Raw genomic sequence first — 16,718 nt, 5'->3', positions numbered from 1 at the left:
GTCTGTGCATCAGGGGTTAACGTGTCTGAGTATGTTATCTAAATGATAATTATTTATTGTCGGGTTTCCAATGCCATGCTTAAATAGCGCGGCTATTTATTACGCTTTTATTTTCTGCTTCCCAGCAGTCTATTTCTATTTCAGGAAGAAAAACAAATGGAAAACAATACCTCGAATCAGCAGCGTCATGCGGTGCTGTTTCACGGTCGTTCTGGTGAATATTTCTCTATCTGGCTGGTCAATGCACTGCTGACCATGATCACATTGGGTATTTATTCTGCCTGGGCCACCGTCCGTCGCCGTCGCTATTTCTATGGCAATACCGAAATTGCGGGCGATCGCTTTGATTACCACGCTCGTCCCATTGATATCTTGAAAGGCCGTATTATTGTCTTCGTGGGCCTGGTGCTGTTCTTTATCCTCTCTTCAGCCATGCCGGGAATCTCACTGGTATTCGCGCTGGCGTTCTTCGCGTTAATACCGTGGATTGTCATCCGCAGCTGGCGTTACAACGCGCTGATGAGCAGCTTCCGTGGTGTGCGTTTTAACTACCTTTGCCGCGTGGGCCGTGCTTACTGGACCATGTTCCTGTGCCCGGTACTGCTGGTGCTGGCGCTCTATCTGGTGGTCGGTGCGGTCGGTTTCTTAGCCGCGAACAGCGGCAGCATCAGCGCTGGATTGACCGTTGGCATCCTGGCCTTTGTGCTGTTGCTGGCAGGCCTGGCGGCCGTGCAGGGTACCGTAGCTGCACTGAACCACGATCTGTATATCAACAACATGTCCTACGGTTCCCTGCCATTTAAAGCAGCGCTGAGCAAAAAAGCGTTTATCAAAATGGTGCTGATCAGCTTCCTGATTATGCTGCCATTCCTGATTATTGCCGGCATGCTGATTGGCTCGCTGTTTGTCTCGATCTTTTATGCCGTGGCAATGGGTATGACCGATCCAGAGATGATGAACAATCTGATGGCAGGAAACTTTTTGAATATCTTCCTGACCTTCTTAATATTACTTTTTGGTGGTTTAGTTTCTTCTGCTTATTTAGTGGTGGCGCAGCGTAATTACGTGTTTGGCCAGACTCAATTAGGTGAAAAACTCCGCCTTAAGTCAACTATGTCTACAGGATCATTCTTAGGCCTGACGCTGACCAATACCCTGATTGTGATTTTCACCCTGGGTCTGGGGACGCCAATTGCTGAAGTTCGTCTGGCACGCTATATGGCGAACAGCACGGCGCTGGAAGGCGATATCTCTCTGCTGGACGTGCAGGCGCACCATGACACTGCCGGCACCGCCGTAGCAGAAGAAGTTGTTTCCGCATTCGATCTGAACGCTGGCATCTGACCTTGCAGCTGAACGGTTTTTATCAGTACCCTGGACGGGCAGCTCGCGAGGCTGCCCGTCTCACATTAGCGGAACAGCATGTGACGCTGGATCAGGGCACGCACCGGCAGCTCCTGATGTTGAACGATGTGACGGTCTCTGACGCGCTCGGGACCATCCCGCTGACGATCTCCTTCCCGGACGGCGGGCGCTTTGTCCCGGATGATGATGCGGCGTTCCGCGAGTGGTGGCAGCAGCGTCGTCGTCCAGGCCTCGTTCACCGGCTGGAACAGCATCGCCGGGGTGTCGTTGTTACTTTGCTGGCCACGCTGGCCGCCATTGCGTTCTACATCTGGGTGATCCTGCCCGTGACCAGCCGTGTGCTGGCGCAGCATATTCCCGCGTACGTTGAGCGCCAGGTCGGCCAGCAAACCTTCACTCTGCTACAGCATACCGGCTTCAGCGTTGGACGCCTGACGGAAGAGCAACAGCAGCGTATCAACCGGCTGTTCCGTGACAGTATTCCGGCAGAGATGAAAGATGACCCGACGCCGCTGCGGCTGAAGATCATGCATTTCGCCGGGGGGCCGAACGCCTTTATGCTGGCAGATGGTACGCTGATCGTCAGCGATGACCTGGTGCGCATGGCGAAAAGTGACGATGCGATTGTCGCGGTGATGCTGCATGAGATGGGGCACCATCAGCATCGTCATGTGATGCGTATGCTGGTGCGTTCGTCGCTGGTGTCGCTGAGCTATCTCTGGCTGACCGGCGATGTCAGCGGGATTGGTGACACGCTGTTACAGTCGGCGGCGTTTATTGATCAGCTTCAGTTCTCACGCAGCATGGAGCGTGAGGCCGATGAGTACGCGATTGTGCAGATGAAGGCGCAGGGGCGTTCTCTGGCAGCGATGTCTGAGATCTACCGGCAGCTTGAACAGTCCGCAGAGAAGGAGAGCAGTGGGATTAATCTGCCGGAATGGATGAGTACCCATCCGGATATGCCTGCGCGCATCAAAGCCATTCAGGCGGCGGAGTAAATCTGTCAGAAAGGGCGAGGCACGCAATAAAAAAGGGCCAGGCATGCCTGGCCCCTACGGGTAACGGTATTGTAGGGGAGGGGCATGCCCCTCCCGTCAACTCGGCATGCAATAAAAAGGGCCAGGCATGCCTGGCCCCTACAGGGAAGGGTGTTGTAGGGCAGGGCATGCCGCCCCACAGGGATTGATATTGTAGGGGAGGGGCATGCCCCTCCCTTCACCATTACAGCGCGGCAATCACCGCTTGCTGCTCAATCAGTTTGATCTTCGCCTGCTCAAAGTCCGCCAGACGTTCACGCTCTTTCGCCACGACGGCTTCCGGTGCGCGCGCCACAAACCCTTCATTGCCCAGCTTAGCGGTGATTTTTTCCATCTCCACCTCCAGCTTAGCCACTTCCTTCACCAGACGCTCCAGCTCCGCCGCTTTATCCACCAGGTCAGCCATCGGGATCAGCAGCTCAGCACCGTCAACCAGTTTGGTCACGGAAACCGGGCCTTTCTCGCCCGCTGGCAGCAGCTCAAGCGTTTCAAGACGCGCCAGGGTTTTGAGGAAGTTATGGTTATCGTTCACACGACGCACCACATCGGCACTGGCGCCACGCAGCAGCACATCCAGCGGTTTGGACGGGGAGATATTCATCTCGTTGCGAATGTTACGCACCGCGACGATCGCCTGCTTCATCCACTCGGTGTCGGTCATCGCTGCCACATCAACACGGCTTTCGCTGAATGCCGGCATCGGTTGCAGCATGATGGTGTCGTCGCTGATGTTTTTCAGCACTTTCACCTGCTGCCAGATGGTTTCAGTGATAAACGGAATAATCGGATGCGCCAGACGCAGCAGGGCTTCCAGTACCGTAACCAGCGTGTTGCGCGTACCGCGCAGCTGAGCCTCAGAACCGCCGTTCATCACGGGCTTAGCCAGCTCCAGATACCAGTCGCAGAACTGGTTCCAGGTGAACTCATACAGAATGTTAGCGGCGATATCGAAGCGATAGCTGTCCAGCGCTGCACGATAGGCTTTCACCGTTTCGTTGAATTCCGCGAGGATCCAGCGGTCCGCCAGCGACAGTTCCAGCTCGCCGCCGTTGAAGCCGCAGTCATGCTCTTCGGTATTCATCAGTACAAAACGGCTGGCGTTCCACAGCTTGTTACAGAAGTTGCGGTAACCTTCCAGGCGCTTCATATCCCAGTTGATGTCGCGGCCGGTTGAGGCCAGCGCCGCCAGGGTGAAGCGCAGAGCATCGGTGCCGTGCGGCTCAATACCGTTCGGGAACTGCTTCTCGGTGCGCTTACGGATTTTCTCCGCCAGCTGCGGCTGCATCATGTTGCCGGTGCGTTTCTCCAGCAGATCTTCCAGCGAGATACCGTCAACCATATCCAGTGGGTCGATCACGTTGCCTTTGGACTTGGACATTTTCTGCCCTTCGTCGTCACGGATCAGACCTGTCATATACACGGTTTTGAACGGCACCTGCGGTTTGCCGTCTTCATCTTTGATGAAGTGCATGGTCAGCATGATCATGCGGGCAATCCAGAAGAAGATGATGTCGAAGCCGCTGACCAGCACGCTGGTCGGGTGGAAGGTGCGCAGCGCTTCGGTGTTCTCCGGCCAGCCCAGGGTGGAGAAAGTCCACAGCCCGGAAGAGAACCAGGTATCCAGCACGTCTTCATCCTGGGTCAGCACCACTTCGGCACCCAGATTGTTCTCGGCGCGCACTTCTTCTTCGCTGCGCGCCACGTAGACGTTCCCTTCGGCATCATACCAGGCCGGGATACGGTGACCCCACCACAGCTGACGCGAGATGCACCAGTCCTGGATATCACGCATCCACGAGAAGTACATGTTTTCATACTGCTTCGGTACGAACTGGATCTCACCCTGTTCCACCGCTTCTACCGCCACTTTCGCCAGCGGGGCAGTGCGCACGTACCACTGATCGGTCAGCATGGGCTCGATCACCACACCGCCGCGATCGCCATAAGGCACGGTCAGGTCGTGGGGCTTGATCTCATCCAGCAGGCCGAGGGCATCAATCGCTGCCACGATCGCTTTACGTGCCGCAAAGCGTTCAAGCTTCTGGAATTCAGCCGGAATGGTCGGATCGCAGGCATCAGACTCTTCGCCGTTGGTGTCATACACCTGGGCTGTTTCACGGATGTCGCCATCGAAGGTCAGGATGTTGATCATCGGCAACTTGTGGCGACGTCCCACTTCGTAGTCGTTGAAGTCGTGCGCCGGGGTGATCTTCACGCAGCCGGTGCCTTTCTCCATGTCAGCGTGTTCATCACCGACGATCGGAATACGGCGACCGACCAGCGGCAGCACGAGGAACTTGCCGATTAGATCTTTATAACGCGGATCTTCAGGATTGACCGCCACGCCGGTATCACCGAGTACGGTTTCCGGACGCGTGGTGGCGACCACCAGATAATCTTTACCGTCAGCGGTTTTCACCCCGTCGGCCAGCGGATAGCGGATGTGCCACATGGAGCCTTTTGACTCGCGGTTTTCCACTTCCAGGTCAGAGATGGCGGTGCGCAGTTTAGGGTCCCAGTTCACCAGGCGCTTGCCACGGTAGATCAGGTTCTCTTTGTGCAGGCGAACGAACACCTCTTTCACGGCATTCGACAGGCCTTCATCCATGGTGAAGCGCTCACGCTCCCAGTCCACGGAGTTGCCCAGACGACGCATCTGGCGGGTAATGGTGCCGCCGGATTCGGCTTTCCACTGCCAGATTTTTTCGATGAACGCATCGCGGCCGTAATCTTTACGGGTTTTGCCTTCTTCCGCGGCGATCTTACGCTCTACCACCATCTGCGTGGCGATGCCCGCGTGGTCGGTCCCTGCCTGCCACAGGGTGTTTTTACCCTGCATGCGCTGGTAGCGGATCATGGTGTCCATGATGGTCTGCTGGAAGGCGTGACCCATATGCAAGCTACCGGTTACATTCGGCGGCGGGATCATGATGCAGAAGCTTTCCTGGCTGGTGTCGCCATGCGGTTTAAAGTAGCCCTGTTGTTCCCAGTGCTCGTAAAGCGGCTGCTCGATATCTTGCGGGTTATATGTCTTTTCCATGTCTGCTATGTCTTAGGCAAAGGGGGCGTTGCCGTATTCAAGTGGAATCCAACGCTGCGATAAGCTTTATAGCGGTCGCGCGCCAGCTGTTTCAAAGATGGTTCATAGGGGACGAAGTCTACCACTTCATAGAAAGCGGTGGCAAAATCTGCAAACTGCGGCAGCAGGCTGATCAGCAGGTCGCGCGGTGAATTACCGCGACGTTGTGGCCAGGCCAGCTCGACCGGGGCACCATACTTTGGGCCTTCTCCAGCCAGATTATGCGGCACGAAGGCATTTGCCGGGCGTTGCCACAGGGCTTCATCCAGCCGGATGGCCTGCGCTTCGTCTTCACAGGCAATCAGCACGCGTTTCCCGTCACGCCAGCGGGCCTCAGCCAGATCGCAGACCAGCGCTTCATGAGCGCTCAGCCCGTCAACCGGGGTATCGGTTTCCAGCAGATAGAAAGTTGCGTTTTTCATAATGATGCCAGTTGGGTTGGTCAGATCCGCAGGGGCCAGGCATGCCTGGCCCCTGCAAATACGATGGCGGTGTCGCAGGGGTCAGGCATGCCTGACCCGAACGAGGCACCCTGCAGGCACCTGTTACCGTCGGTTTAATCGTCGCCGTTCAGACCTGCGCGGTTCAACAGGAACTGAGACAGCAGGGCAACCGGACGACCGGTCGCGCCTTTGGCCTTTCCTGAACGCCAGGCGGTTCCGGCCACATCAAGATGTGCCCAGTTGTACTTACGCGTGAAGCGCGCCAGGAAGCAGGCTGCGGTGATGGCACCACCCGGGCGGCCGCCAATGTTTGCCATATCGGCAAAATTGGAATCCAACTGCTCCTGATATTCATCCGCCATCGGCAGACGCCACGCGCGATCGCCCGCTTGTTCTGAAGCACCAATCAGTTCATGCGCCAGCGGGTTGTGGTTCGACAGCAGGCCGCTGATATGGTGGCCCAGCGCAATCACGCAGGCTCCGGTCAGCGTAGCCACGTCGATAACCACATCCGGGTCAAAGCGCTCAACGTAGGTCAGGGCATCGCACAGAACCAGTCGACCTTCCGCATCCGTGTTCAGCACTTCTACGGTCTGGCCAGACATGGTGGTCAGCACGTCACCTGGACGATAAGCGCGGCCACCCGGCATGTTTTCACAGCCCGCCAGCACGCCCACCACGTTCAGCGGCAGACCCAGCTCAGCAACCATGCGCATGACGCCGTACACTGAGGCCGCCCCGCACATATCGTACTTCATTTCGTCCATCGCTTCGCCCGGCTTGAGCGAGATACCGCCGGTATCAAAGGTCACGCCTTTTCCGACCAGCACGATGGGACGCGCTTCTTTATCCGGGTTGCCTTTGTACTCGATCACCGACATCAGGGATTCGTTCTGCGAACCGGCCCCGACGGCAAGATAGGCGTTCATCCCCAGCTCTTTCATCTGCTGTTCGCCGATGACGCGGGTGGTGATGTTGGCCCAGGTATCCGCCAGCTGGCGCGCCTGTGACGCCAGATAAGCGGCGTTACAGATGTTCGGTGGCATATTGCCGAGATCTTTCGCGGCCTTAACGCCCGCAGCCACCGCCAGACCGTGCTGAATCGCACGTTCACCGCTGGTCAGTTCGCGGCGCGTCGGCACGTTGAACACCAGCTTGCGCAGCGGACGACGCGGCTCAACCTTGTTGCTTTTCAACTGGTCGAAGCTGTACAGCGTCTCTTTTGACGTTTCTACCGCCTGGCGTACTTTCCAGTAGGTGTTGCGCCCTTTGACGTGCAGCTCGGTGAGGAAGCAGACGGCTTCCATCGATCCGGTGTCGTTCAGCGTGTTAATGGTCTTTTGAATGACCTGCTTGTACTGACGCTCATCCAGCTCACGCTCCTTGCCACAACCAATCAGCAAGATACGTTCAGAGAGAATGTTCGGCACATGATGCAGCAGCAGAGTCTGGCCGACTTTTCCTTCCAGTTCACCACGGCGCAGCAGGGCGCTAATGTATCCATCGCTGATTTTATCCAGCTGTTCAGCAATCGGTGACAACCGGCGCGGTTCAAACACGCCCACCACAATACAGGCACTGCGCTGTTTTTCCGGGCTACCGCTTTTTACACTGAACTCCATGCACTCTCCTGAATCTTAAAGACAACGGCGCTTGCTGCGGCTAGAATAGACCGCTTTCGTAACGTATAGCGCTGTCGCATAACGCTGTTGTCAGATTGGGTTTTGGTGAGGATTATTTTTTTTTGCATCACCAGAACGCGGTTGTTGTCATACTATTTTAGTAGTGACATGGGCCATTGATGAGAATAAATGGCGTATAAGCGATGAAACTAGCGATTTTCCTGCAAAAAGACAAGTTTTCACAGGCGTACTCAGCGTGATCATTATTAGATATCTGGTTCGGGAAATGCTCAAAAGCCAGCTGGCTATCCTGTTCATCCTGCTGCTGATCTTCTTTTGTCAGAAGTTAGTCAGGATACTGGGAGCCGCGGTGGATGGCGAAATTCCTACAAATTTAGTGCTGACCTTATTGGGCCTTGGCGTGCCCGAGATGGCGCAGCTGATCCTGCCGTTAAGCCTCTTTTTAGCCATTTTGATGACGCTTGGCCGATTATACACCGAGAGTGAAATCACCGTGATGCACGCCTGTGGTTTAGGCAAGAGCGTGCTGGTGAAGGCGGCGATGATCCTGATGTTGTTCACGGCATTGGTTGCCGCGGTCAACGTCGGCTGGATGGGGCCGTGGTCTTCTCGTTATCAAAGTGAAGTGATGCAGAACGCGAAAGCGAACCCGGGCGCCGCTGCGCTGGCCGCCGGTCAGTTCCAGCAGTCTGGCGATGGTCAATCTGTGCTGTTTATCGAAAACGTCAAAGGCAACAATTTTGGCAATGTTTTCCTCGCGCAGTTGCGGCCGAAAGGCAATGCCCGGCCGTCCGTGGTGGTCGCTGACCATGGACATATGGAACAGCGTAAAGACGGTTCGCAGGTGGTGACGCTCGACAGCGGCACCCGTTTCGAAGGCACTGCGCTGCTGCGTGACTTCCGCATTACTGACTTCAAAAATTATCAGGCGATTGTCGGCCATCAGACCGCTACCCTTGACCCGAATGACTCTGAGCAGATGAGCTTCGGCGAGCTGTGGCACTCTGATAAACCTGATTTCCGCAGTGAGCTGCACTGGCGACTGACGCTGGTGTTCTCGGTGCTGATCATGGCGCTGATGGTGGTGCCGCTCAGCGTGGTCAACCCGCGTCAGGGACGCGTGCTGTCGATGCTGCCAGCGATGCTGCTCTATCTGGTGTTCTTCCTGCTGCAAAGTTCGCTGCGCTCCAGCGGCAATAAGGGGCGCCTCGATCCGGCTCTGTGGATGTGGGGGGTTAACCTCGGGTATCTGGCGCTGGCCGTACTGCTGAATGCGTGGGATACGGTGCCAATGCGCCGACTGCGCGCGCGTTTCACTCGCGGAGGATCGGTCTGATGTTTGGCGTTCTTGACAAATATATCGGTAAAACGATTTTCAATACGATTATGGCGACGCTGTTTATGCTGGTGTCGCTCTCCGGCATCATCAAATTTGTCGATCAGCTGCGTAAAACCGGGCAGGGCGAATACACCGCGCTCGGTGCCGGGCTGTATACCCTGCTGAGTGTGCCGAAAGATATTGAGATCTTCTTCCCGATGGCCGCGCTGCTCGGGGCACTGCTGGGCTTAGGTACGCTGGCCCAGCGCAGCGAGCTGGTGGTGATGCAGGCTTCCGGTTTTACCCGTATGCAGATTGCCGCCTCGGTGATGAAAACCGCGATCCCGCTGGTGCTGCTGACCATGGCCATCGGTGAGTTTGTGGCCCCGCAGGGTGAGCAGATGGCGCGTAACTACCGTGCGCAGCAGCTGGTGGGCGGTTCGCTGCTCTCCACGCAGAGCGGGCTGTGGGCGAAAGACGGCGATAACTTTATCTTTATCGAACGTATTCGCGGCGACAACCAGCTGGCGGGCATCAGTATTTACAGCTTTAACAAAGAGCGCCGTTTGCAAACCGTGCGCTATGCCGCCTCTGCCCAGTACAACGCGGAGAAAAAACTGTGGGAGCTGGCGCAGGTGGATCAGTCAGACCTGACGGACCCGCAGCAGGTGAAAGGCACCCAGACGCTGAGTGGCGAATGGAAAACCACCCTGACCCCGGACAAGCTGGGTGTGGTGGCGCTGGACCCAACGGCGCTGTCGATCACCGGGCTGTATAACTATACGAAGTATCTGAAGCAGAGTGGGCAGGTGTCTGGCCGCTACGAGCTGAACATGTGGAGCAAGATCTTCCAGCCGCTGTCGGTGGCGGTGATGATGCTGATGGCCCTGTCGTTTATCTTTGGCCCGCTGCGCAGCGTGTCGATGGGGATGCGCGTGGTCACCGGGATCAGTTTTGGCTTCCTGTTCTACGTGCTGGACCAGATCTTTGGGCCGTTGAGCCTGGTGTATAACATTCCGCCATTGCTGGGCGCGCTGCTGCCGAGTGCCGCGTTCTTTGCCATCAGTGTGTTTATGCTGCTGAAGCGGCGGTAATCAGGGGGCTCCGGCCTATCCCGAAGGCGGACTTTTTGTTTTGGTCAGCCTGTGGGGTTAAAGCCAGGTCAACGTCAAGGGCGTTCCGGCCGCCTTGCAGGCGGTCGGGAAGGGGGAAGGCAGTCGCCCCTTCCCCCTTCACCCCCGGGCTTGCGGCAGGCGCCGCGCCCGCTTTCAGCGGGTTCCCTCAGAAAATCGACTTTCCTGCCGGACCGGGTGTGACGGGACGTCCCTGTCCCGGCACACCCTCTCGCCAACGTCCTGTTGGCGCGTCCTGGAAATCCGATTTCCTTCGGCGCAGCTAAGATGCCGCCTCAACGTCAAAACCCAAACCAGAAACACTTTTTGGTTTGGTTTGGTTTGGTTTGGTTTGGGTTTGACCTGGGATGTTGACTTTCAGGCGGAAATTAAGAATCGCTGAGGAGGCGAAGAGAACCAGGATGAGCCGACAGGACGTCGGCGAAAGTTCGTGCCGGTACAGGACGTACCGTCACGAACGGTCCGTTGGTGAACAGAGCTGACGAAGGCACGCGCGAAGCGGGCGGTTCGCCTGCCGCAAGCCCGGGGTCAAGGGGCGGCGGCGACTGGCCGCCCCTTGTCGCTCAGCCCACGCAGTGGGAAAGCGAAATGCCCTTGACCTGGCCCTGTCCGTTAAGCCTCTACAGCACCTGCGTCCTTTCCAGCAGTTGCGGCACCAGCGACAGCAGATACAAAATCAACCCAATCACCCCACCGACTAACGTGCCGTTAATGCGGATGCGCTGCAAATCCTTGCCGATATTCAGCTCCACCTGATGCGACATATCCGCCGCGTCCCAGCTCTTCACCGTATCGCTGATATGACGGCTGAGAAACGCCGAGAACTCCGGTGCCACGTTGCTGGCGGCCTCTTCCATGTGCTGGTTGAGTGAGTTGCGCAGCGGCTCATCCTGCATCAGGGTTTCGCCGAACCACTGCCCGGCAGCACTCACTTTGGCGTGCAGCGTGGAGTCGGGGCGCTCCAGATCGTCTTTCAGCCAGCCTCGCAAATCATTCCACAGCTGGCCGATATAGCGGTTCAGCGTCTCATCCTGCTTCAGATATGCTTTAATCTCTTCCGCTTTCTCCGCCATCTCCGGGTCGTTACGCAGGCGGGTAATCAGCCGCTGCACGGCGCGGTTAAAGCCCTGGCGCAGCTGGTGCGCATCATCGTGTTCAATCTCGGTGAGGATCGACTGCACCGCATTGGCCGCCAGCTCGGCGCTTTTCTCTCCCAGCCACTCGCTCGGCAGCATCTTCTCCTTCAGCGGATGCTCGCGCTTCAGCCAGCTCACCACCTGATGGGCGATAAACTCATGTGTGCCGGGCTTGTTCACCAGTTGCAGGATCTGCGCCAGCGCATCGTCCAGCAGCTGCTGATGGCGGTTATTTTTCGTCAGACTTTCGAGGATCATGGCCGCCGACTGGCTGAGATCCACTTTATCAATCGCTTTGTGGATCGCCCGGCGCATAAACCCCTGAATACGCTGATCGTCGGCCAGATCGAGAAAGCCGCGCACGGTTTTCAGCACCATCCCGCTCAGGCGGGCGGCGTTGTCCGGGTGGCTCAGCCAGTTAGCAATAATCTGCGCCGGATTATGGCGGCGGATCAGCGCCAGCAGCGAATCGGTATTGAGGAATTTGTCCTGCACGAACAGGGCGAGATTGTCGGCGATACGATCCTTATTACGCGGGATAATCGCCGTATGACGGCCCGCCAGTGGGATCGGCACCCGGCGGAACAGCGCGCTGACCGCGAACCAGTCCGCCAGTGCCCCGACCATCGACGCCTCTGCCACCGCTTTCAGCCCGGCGACCCAGGGATTGGGCGGCCAGTACAGCGGCCAGAGAATGGTGGCGATAAACAACAGCGCCGCACCGACCAGCAACACTAACGGCAGGCGCTTCGCCCGGATTAACTCACGTTCCTTATCCATAAAGCCCTTATCGTTTCCTTCCGCCCATAATGCTGCCTAACACACCACGGATGATTTGATTGGTGATCTGTCGCGCCGCGCTTTTGGCCACGCTCTGCACCACGCCATCATGCTTGCCGCCGCGCGGCCCGGTGGTGCCGAACAGAATGTCCTTCAGCCCGCCGAGAATACCGTTATCCACCGCCACGTTTTCGCCTTTGGCGGCGGGAGCGCTGGCGCTGTTCGTGGCGTTCTGTATCCCTTTTTGCAGCATCTCGTAAGCGGATTCGCGATCGACAGCTTCTTCATATTTGCCGGAGAGGGACGAGTGGTTAATCAGCCCGTTACGCTCGTCGTCGGTTACCGGCCCCATGCGGGAACCGGGGGCAATGACCATCGCACGCTGCACCACAGAGGGGCTGCCTTTCTCATCGAGGAAGGAGATCAGCGCTTCACCGGTGCCGAGCTCCTGAATGGCCGTCACGGTATCAAACGCCGGGTTGGCACGCATGGTCTGCGCTGCCACCTTGACCGCCTTCTGGTCTTTCGGGGTAAAGGCACGCAGGGCATGCTGCACGCGGTTACCCAGCTGGCCGAGCACCGCATCCGGCACATCCGACGGGTTCTGTGAGACAAACCACACGCCCACGCCTTTCGAGCGGATCAGACGGATCACCTGCTCGATCTTATCCAGCAGCACTGCGGGCGCATCGTCAAACAGCAGATGCGCCTCATCAAAGAAGAACACCAGTTTCGGCTTCTCCAGATCCCCCGCCTCCGGCAGTTGCTCATACAGCTCCGAAAGCAGCCACAGCAGGCTGGTGGCGTACAGTTTTGGCATCTGGTACAGCTTCTCCGACGCGAGGATGTTGATTATCCCTTTGCCGTTCTCATCGGTGCGCATCCAGTCTTTGATATCCAGCATCGGCTCACCAAAGAAGTATTCCGCTCCCTGCTGCTCCAGCGACAGCAGCCCGCGCTGGATAGCGCCCACCGAGGCGCTGTTGATATTGCCGTACTGGGTCTGGAACGCTTTGGCGTTCTCGCCGATATACTGCGTGGCGGCGCGCAGATCCTTAAAATCGAGCAGCAGCAGGCCCTGGTCATCGGCCACACGGAAGATAATCTGCAATACGCCGCTCTGTACGTCGTTCAGATTCAGCAGGCGTGCCAGCAGCAGTGGCCCGAGGTCCGATACCGTGGCGCGCACCGGGTGGCCGCGTTCGCCAAAGATATCCCACAGCGCCACCGGATTACCCTGCGGTGACCAGTCCGTGACGCCAATCTTCGCCAGACGGGCGAGCAGTTTCTCTGACTCCGTCCCGGCTTTGGCAACCCCGGTTAAATCACCTTTTACATCGGCCATAAACACCGGCACGCCGATATTCGAGAAGCTCTCCGCCAGCTTTTGCAGCGTGACGGTTTTACCGGTGCCGGTTGCACCCGTGATCAGCCCGTGGCGGTTCGCCATCGCGGGCAGCAAATGCAGTTGTTGTTCCGTGGTCTGGGCAATCAGCAGCGGCTCGGTCATCGTCAACGATCCCTTTGGTGGTAAGACGGAGAATATTTTGTAAGCATAGCAGGCGTCTCCGTCAATTACGGCTTGCCAGTTAATGTCCACTCTCAGTAAGTTAGACGATATTACATGATGGAGGTGGAAGATGGATGCAGCAGTACTTTCTGTGATTTCAATCGGCGGTGCGCTGGCGCTGGGTGCCATCAGTCCGGGACCGAGCTTTATTCTGGTGGCGCGTACCGCTGTTGCCTCCTCACGCCGTGCCGGCATCGGTGCCGCGCTGGGCATGGGCGCGGGTAGCCTGATCTTCGCCATTATCGCCCTGATGGGGCTGCATACGCTGTTAAATGCCGTACCTGTGCTGTGGCTGACGCTGAAGACGGCGGGGGGCCTGTACCTGCTGTGGATGGCGTACAAGATGTTTCGCGGTGCCCGCGAACCGCTGATGCTGGACCTGCCAGGCAGCAACGGTAAAACCCTGAAGCGCGCCTTTCTCACCGCCTTTACCACCCAGATCAGTAATCCTAAAACCGCGATGGTGTTCGCCGGGGTGTTTGCCGCGCTGCTGCCTGCCCATGTGAGCAACGGCATGCTGATTGCCATCCCGCTGGTGGCGATGATGGTGGATGGCCTGTGGTATCTGTTTGTGGCTTATGCGCTGTCGTCACGCGGGCCGCGCAACACCTATCTGCGCTTTAAAGCTCCGCTCGACCGTCTAGGGGGCGGCGTGATGGCGCTGCTGGGCATTCGGCTGATGGTAAAATAAAAAAAGGCCACACAACGGTGGCCGGGGGGAAGAAGGCGGCAAGGGGACAGCCCTGCCGCCTTAAGAGAGAGATTACGAGATAAACTGTTTACCCTGTTTCAGCACCAGATCACAGGCTTTGGTTTTCACCTTCTTGCCGATGGCGGTATCACCCAGCGATTTCAGGTTCACCTGCTGATTGTTGCCGGTGTTAAGCAGACCCATCAGGCCCTGCTTATAGTCGGTGGTTTCCTGCTGCTTCTGCGTATCCGCCAGCCCCAGCTTACCGAGCAGTTTGTCTTTCACCGATGACACATTGTTATCGACAATATTGTTTTTCACACAGTACTCCAGCACACCCGCCGCATTGGTCATGGTGCCTGCGCTGAGCGACTGGCTGCCGCCGTTCAGTAACCCGGTCAACGCACCCAGCGAGTTGCCCGCAGGCGCTGCGTTCGCACCGGAGGTATTGGTGGTGCTGCTGTTGTTCTGGCCCAGCGCGCTGGCGGCTGAGTTAAGCTGATCCTGCCAGCTGGCGGCACCCGCCGTGGCGCTGAACAGTGCGGTGGTCACTGAACCTGCCAGAACCCATTTCATTGCTGCTTTCATTGTTAGCCCTATTCGATGTGATGTGACGCACGCCGCCCTCCTGGCCACGCGCTGATATCTGATTGTTCCGACTGCCGGAGAGCGGGTGAGTTCCACTGCACAGCGCCGTACAGCCATTATGGTCCAGGGTTTAAGAATTATCTGCACTGAAACATCACAGGGGCGGGGCACGTCACGCCCGAACGGGATATCAATACGCTGGCCCGGCGCACGTTTTTTCAGCACTCAGACGCATACCCTGCGGAATAGGGTTGCGTATGCAGGAGGTAACGGTATAATCCACAACGTTTTCCGCATACCCTTCAGTGCCGAAGTGGCGAAATCGGTAGACGCAGTTGATTCAAAATCAACCATCGAGAGATGTGCCGGTTCGATTCCGGCCTTCGGCACCATAAGTATGTTTGAGAACGTCCGTAACAGTCCGTAAGTTACTGAAAAAAAGCCGAAAGGCTTTTTTTTTGCTCCAAATTCGTCCGGGCACATCCGTTGCAATCCTGGCATCGCTGGGGGCATCCTCACTTCGATAGAAAATGTACCCCCAAAAGAAGCTCAACGCCCGCCAGGTCGAAACCGTAAAACCCAAAGAAAAAAACTATAAAATGGCCGACGGTGGCGGTTTGTATCTTGAGGTGTCTACCAAAGGATCAAAGTACTGGCGGATGAAGTACCGGTGTCCCGCTGACAAAAAAGAAGACCGTCTGGCGTTTGGTGTCTGGCCTACAGTGACGCTTGCGGAGGCACGCGTTAAGCGTGGAGAAGCTAAAAAGCAGTTAGGGCAAGGGATAGACCCCAAAGCTGAGCAGAAAGAGTCGCAAGCCGAATCCGCTGGATCTTACACCTTTGAAACTATCGCCCGTGAATGGCATGAGAGCAATAAGCGCTGGAGTGATGGCCTTCGTGCCAGGATACTGCGCTACCTTGAGCTGTATATTTTCCCTCATATTGGTTCTGCAGATATCAGGAAGTTGAAAACCAGTCAGCTACTTGCACCAATCAAAACCGTCGATGCCAGTGGCAGGCAGGATGTTGCTCAACGTCTTCAGCAGCGTGTCACGGCGATTATGCGTTATGCAGTGCAGAATGATTACATCGATACGAATCCGGCGGTTGATATGACTGGTGCGCTTGCTACGACAAAAGCACGGCATTATCCTGCATTGCCCTTTAGCCGTTTCCCCGAGTTTCTGGAGCGCCTCGCTGCATACCGAGGCCGACTAATCACACGTATCGCGGTTGAGCTTTCACTACTGACGTTTGTCCGTTCCAGTGAATTACGTTTTGCCCGCTGGGATGAGTTTGATTTAGACAAATCTCTCTGGCGAATCCCGGCGAAGCGAGAAGAGATAAAAGGCGTTCGTTATTCCCATCGTGGAATGAAGATGAAAGAGGAGCATATTGTTCCTCTTAGTCGGCAGGCACTCACTCTACTGGAGCGACTGAAGCAGTTGAGCGGTGATAATGAACGCCTGTTTCCTGGGGATCACGACCCTAAGAAAGTCATGAGTGAAAACACGGTCAATAACGCTCTGCGCGCTATGGGCTATGGGCTATGGGCTATGGGCTATGGGCTATGACACTAAGACTAAGGTTTGCGGGCATGGTTTCAGGACGATGGCCCGTGGAGCGTTGGGGGAATCGGGATTATGGAGTGATGATGCGATAGAGCGGCAGTTGAGCCATACAGAACGTAATAACGTGAGGGCTGCTTATATTCATACATCTGAACATCTGAACATCTGGATGAGCGTAGGTTAATGGTTCAATGGTGGGCAGATTATCTTGATGTCAATAAGGTGCGATATGTCACTCCCTGCGATTTCGGAAAGCAATAATAAATTTGATTTTCAAAATTACAGATGTACATGGAGATAACTAATTGATGTTAAATGTTATTTGTTGTGTTTCGGTTTTTGATTTATATTGATAATAGTTTGA

At 56.5% G+C, this 16,718-nt stretch carries 11 protein-coding genes, 1 tRNA gene and 1 pseudogene; 7 read left to right on the top strand and 6 right to left on the bottom strand.

What is annotated here, in order from left to right:
* Positions 1-156 precede the first annotated feature (156 nt).
* Both FY046_RS11305 and FY046_RS11300 read left to right on the top strand, forming a co-directional pair.
* On the top strand, positions 157-1,344 hold the full coding sequence (locus FY046_RS11305) for a YjgN family protein (RefSeq protein ID WP_159337325.1): 1,188 nt from the start codon (positions 157-159) through the stop codon (positions 1,342-1,344).
* Positions 1,345-1,346: 2 nt separating this feature from the next.
* Positions 1,347-2,363 (top strand): M48 family metallopeptidase, encoded by a 1,017-nt coding sequence (locus FY046_RS11300; RefSeq protein WP_133843985.1) that lies wholly within the window; start codon positions 1,347-1,349, stop codon positions 2,361-2,363.
* A 223-nt stretch (positions 2,364-2,586) separates the two neighbouring features.
* Here FY046_RS11300 and FY046_RS11295 read toward each other — a convergent pair whose 3' ends face one another.
* The 3 genes from FY046_RS11295 to pepA form a co-directional block, all read right to left on the bottom strand.
* Positions 2,587-5,442 carry a valine--tRNA ligase gene (locus FY046_RS11295; RefSeq protein ID WP_133843983.1) on the bottom strand — a complete coding sequence of 952 codons (2,856 nt, stop codon included), beginning with the start codon at positions 5,440-5,442 and terminating at the stop codon, positions 2,587-2,589.
* Positions 5,443-5,447: 5 nt separating this feature from the next.
* A complete protein-coding gene (locus tag FY046_RS11290; protein WP_133843981.1) occupies positions 5,448-5,903 on the bottom strand; it encodes a DNA polymerase III subunit chi in 456 nt (151 codons plus the stop codon).
* 134 nt (positions 5,904-6,037) lie between these two features.
* The gene (gene pepA / locus FY046_RS11285) at positions 6,038-7,546 is read right to left on the bottom strand and encodes a leucyl aminopeptidase (protein ID WP_133843979.1); all 1,509 of its coding nucleotides are present in this window, start codon (positions 7,544-7,546) and stop codon (positions 6,038-6,040) included.
* A gap of 256 nt (positions 7,547-7,802) precedes the next feature.
* On the opposite strand from pepA, the gene lptF reads away from it, so the two are divergent.
* On the top strand, positions 7,803-8,903 hold the full coding sequence (gene lptF, locus FY046_RS11280) for an LPS export ABC transporter permease LptF (protein ID WP_159337326.1): 1,101 nt from the start codon (positions 7,803-7,805) through the stop codon (positions 8,901-8,903).
* Positions 8,903-9,979: an LPS export ABC transporter permease LptG gene (lptG, locus tag FY046_RS11275; protein ID WP_167863394.1), complete on the top strand. Its 1,077-nt coding sequence runs from the start codon at positions 8,903-8,905 to the stop codon at positions 9,977-9,979. Before lptF ends, lptG begins: the two co-directional genes overlap by 1 nt.
* 659 nt (positions 9,980-10,638) lie before the next feature.
* On the opposite strand, the gene FY046_RS11270 is transcribed toward lptG, so the two are convergent.
* Both FY046_RS11270 and FY046_RS11265 read right to left on the bottom strand, forming a co-directional pair.
* Positions 10,639-11,934 (bottom strand): DUF445 domain-containing protein, encoded by a 1,296-nt coding sequence (locus FY046_RS11270; RefSeq protein WP_446186053.1) that lies wholly within the window; start codon positions 11,932-11,934, stop codon positions 10,639-10,641.
* A 7-nt stretch (positions 11,935-11,941) separates the two neighbouring features.
* Positions 11,942-13,444: a helicase HerA-like C-terminal domain-containing protein gene (locus tag FY046_RS11265; RefSeq protein ID WP_133843971.1), complete on the bottom strand. Its 1,503-nt coding sequence runs from the start codon at positions 13,442-13,444 to the stop codon at positions 11,942-11,944.
* A gap of 130 nt (positions 13,445-13,574) precedes the next feature.
* On the opposite strand from FY046_RS11265, the gene FY046_RS11260 reads away from it, so the two are divergent.
* On the top strand, positions 13,575-14,195 hold the full coding sequence (locus FY046_RS11260) for a LysE family translocator (RefSeq protein ID WP_446186052.1): 621 nt from the start codon (positions 13,575-13,577) through the stop codon (positions 14,193-14,195).
* 72 nt (positions 14,196-14,267) lie between these two features.
* On the opposite strand, the gene FY046_RS11255 is transcribed toward FY046_RS11260, so the two are convergent.
* Positions 14,268-14,783 (bottom strand): DUF2501 domain-containing protein, encoded by a 516-nt coding sequence (locus FY046_RS11255; protein ID WP_159337329.1) that lies wholly within the window; start codon positions 14,781-14,783, stop codon positions 14,268-14,270.
* 307 nt (positions 14,784-15,090) lie between these two features.
* Here FY046_RS11255 and FY046_RS11250 point away from each other — a divergent pair.
* A tRNA-Leu gene (locus tag FY046_RS11250) sits at positions 15,091-15,175 on the top strand.
* Positions 15,176-15,313: 138 nt separating this feature from the next.
* A pseudogene (locus FY046_RS11245) lies at positions 15,314-16,615 on the top strand (tyrosine-type recombinase/integrase).
* Positions 16,616-16,718 lie beyond the last annotated feature (103 nt).

The organism is Erwinia sp. 1181_3, assembly GCF_052824965.1.
Note: the sequence above shows the minus strand (reverse complement) of the source record. Positions and strands in the feature narration are given on the sequence as shown.

What these genes read in the sequence shown, in the direction of transcription:
- FY046_RS11305 (WP_159337325.1), top strand. Translation starts at nt 157, where the DNA reads ATGGAAAACAATACCTCGAATCAGCAGCGTCATGCGGTGCTGTTTCAC.
- FY046_RS11295 (WP_133843983.1), bottom strand. Translation starts at nt 5,442, where the DNA reads ATGGAAAAGACATATAACCCGCAAGATATCGAGCAGCCGCTTTACGAG.
- FY046_RS11290 (WP_133843981.1), bottom strand. Translation starts at nt 5,903, where the DNA reads ATGAAAAACGCAACTTTCTATCTGCTGGAAACCGATACCCCGGTTGAC.
- pepA (WP_133843979.1), bottom strand. Translation starts at nt 7,546, where the DNA reads ATGGAGTTCAGTGTAAAAAGCGGTAGCCCGGAAAAACAGCGCAGTGCC.
- lptG (WP_167863394.1), top strand. Translation starts at nt 8,903, where the DNA reads ATGTTTGGCGTTCTTGACAAATATATCGGTAAAACGATTTTCAATACG.
- FY046_RS11270 (WP_446186053.1), bottom strand. Translation starts at nt 11,934, where the DNA reads ATGGATAAGGAACGTGAGTTAATCCGGGCGAAGCGCCTGCCGTTAGTG.
- FY046_RS11265 (WP_133843971.1), bottom strand. Translation starts at nt 13,444, where the DNA reads ATGACCGAGCCGCTGCTGATTGCCCAGACCACGGAACAACAACTGCAT.
- FY046_RS11260 (WP_446186052.1), top strand. Translation starts at nt 13,575, where the DNA reads ATGGATGCAGCAGTACTTTCTGTGATTTCAATCGGCGGTGCGCTGGCG.
- FY046_RS11255 (WP_159337329.1), bottom strand. Translation starts at nt 14,783, where the DNA reads ATGAAAGCAGCAATGAAATGGGTTCTGGCAGGTTCAGTGACCACCGCA.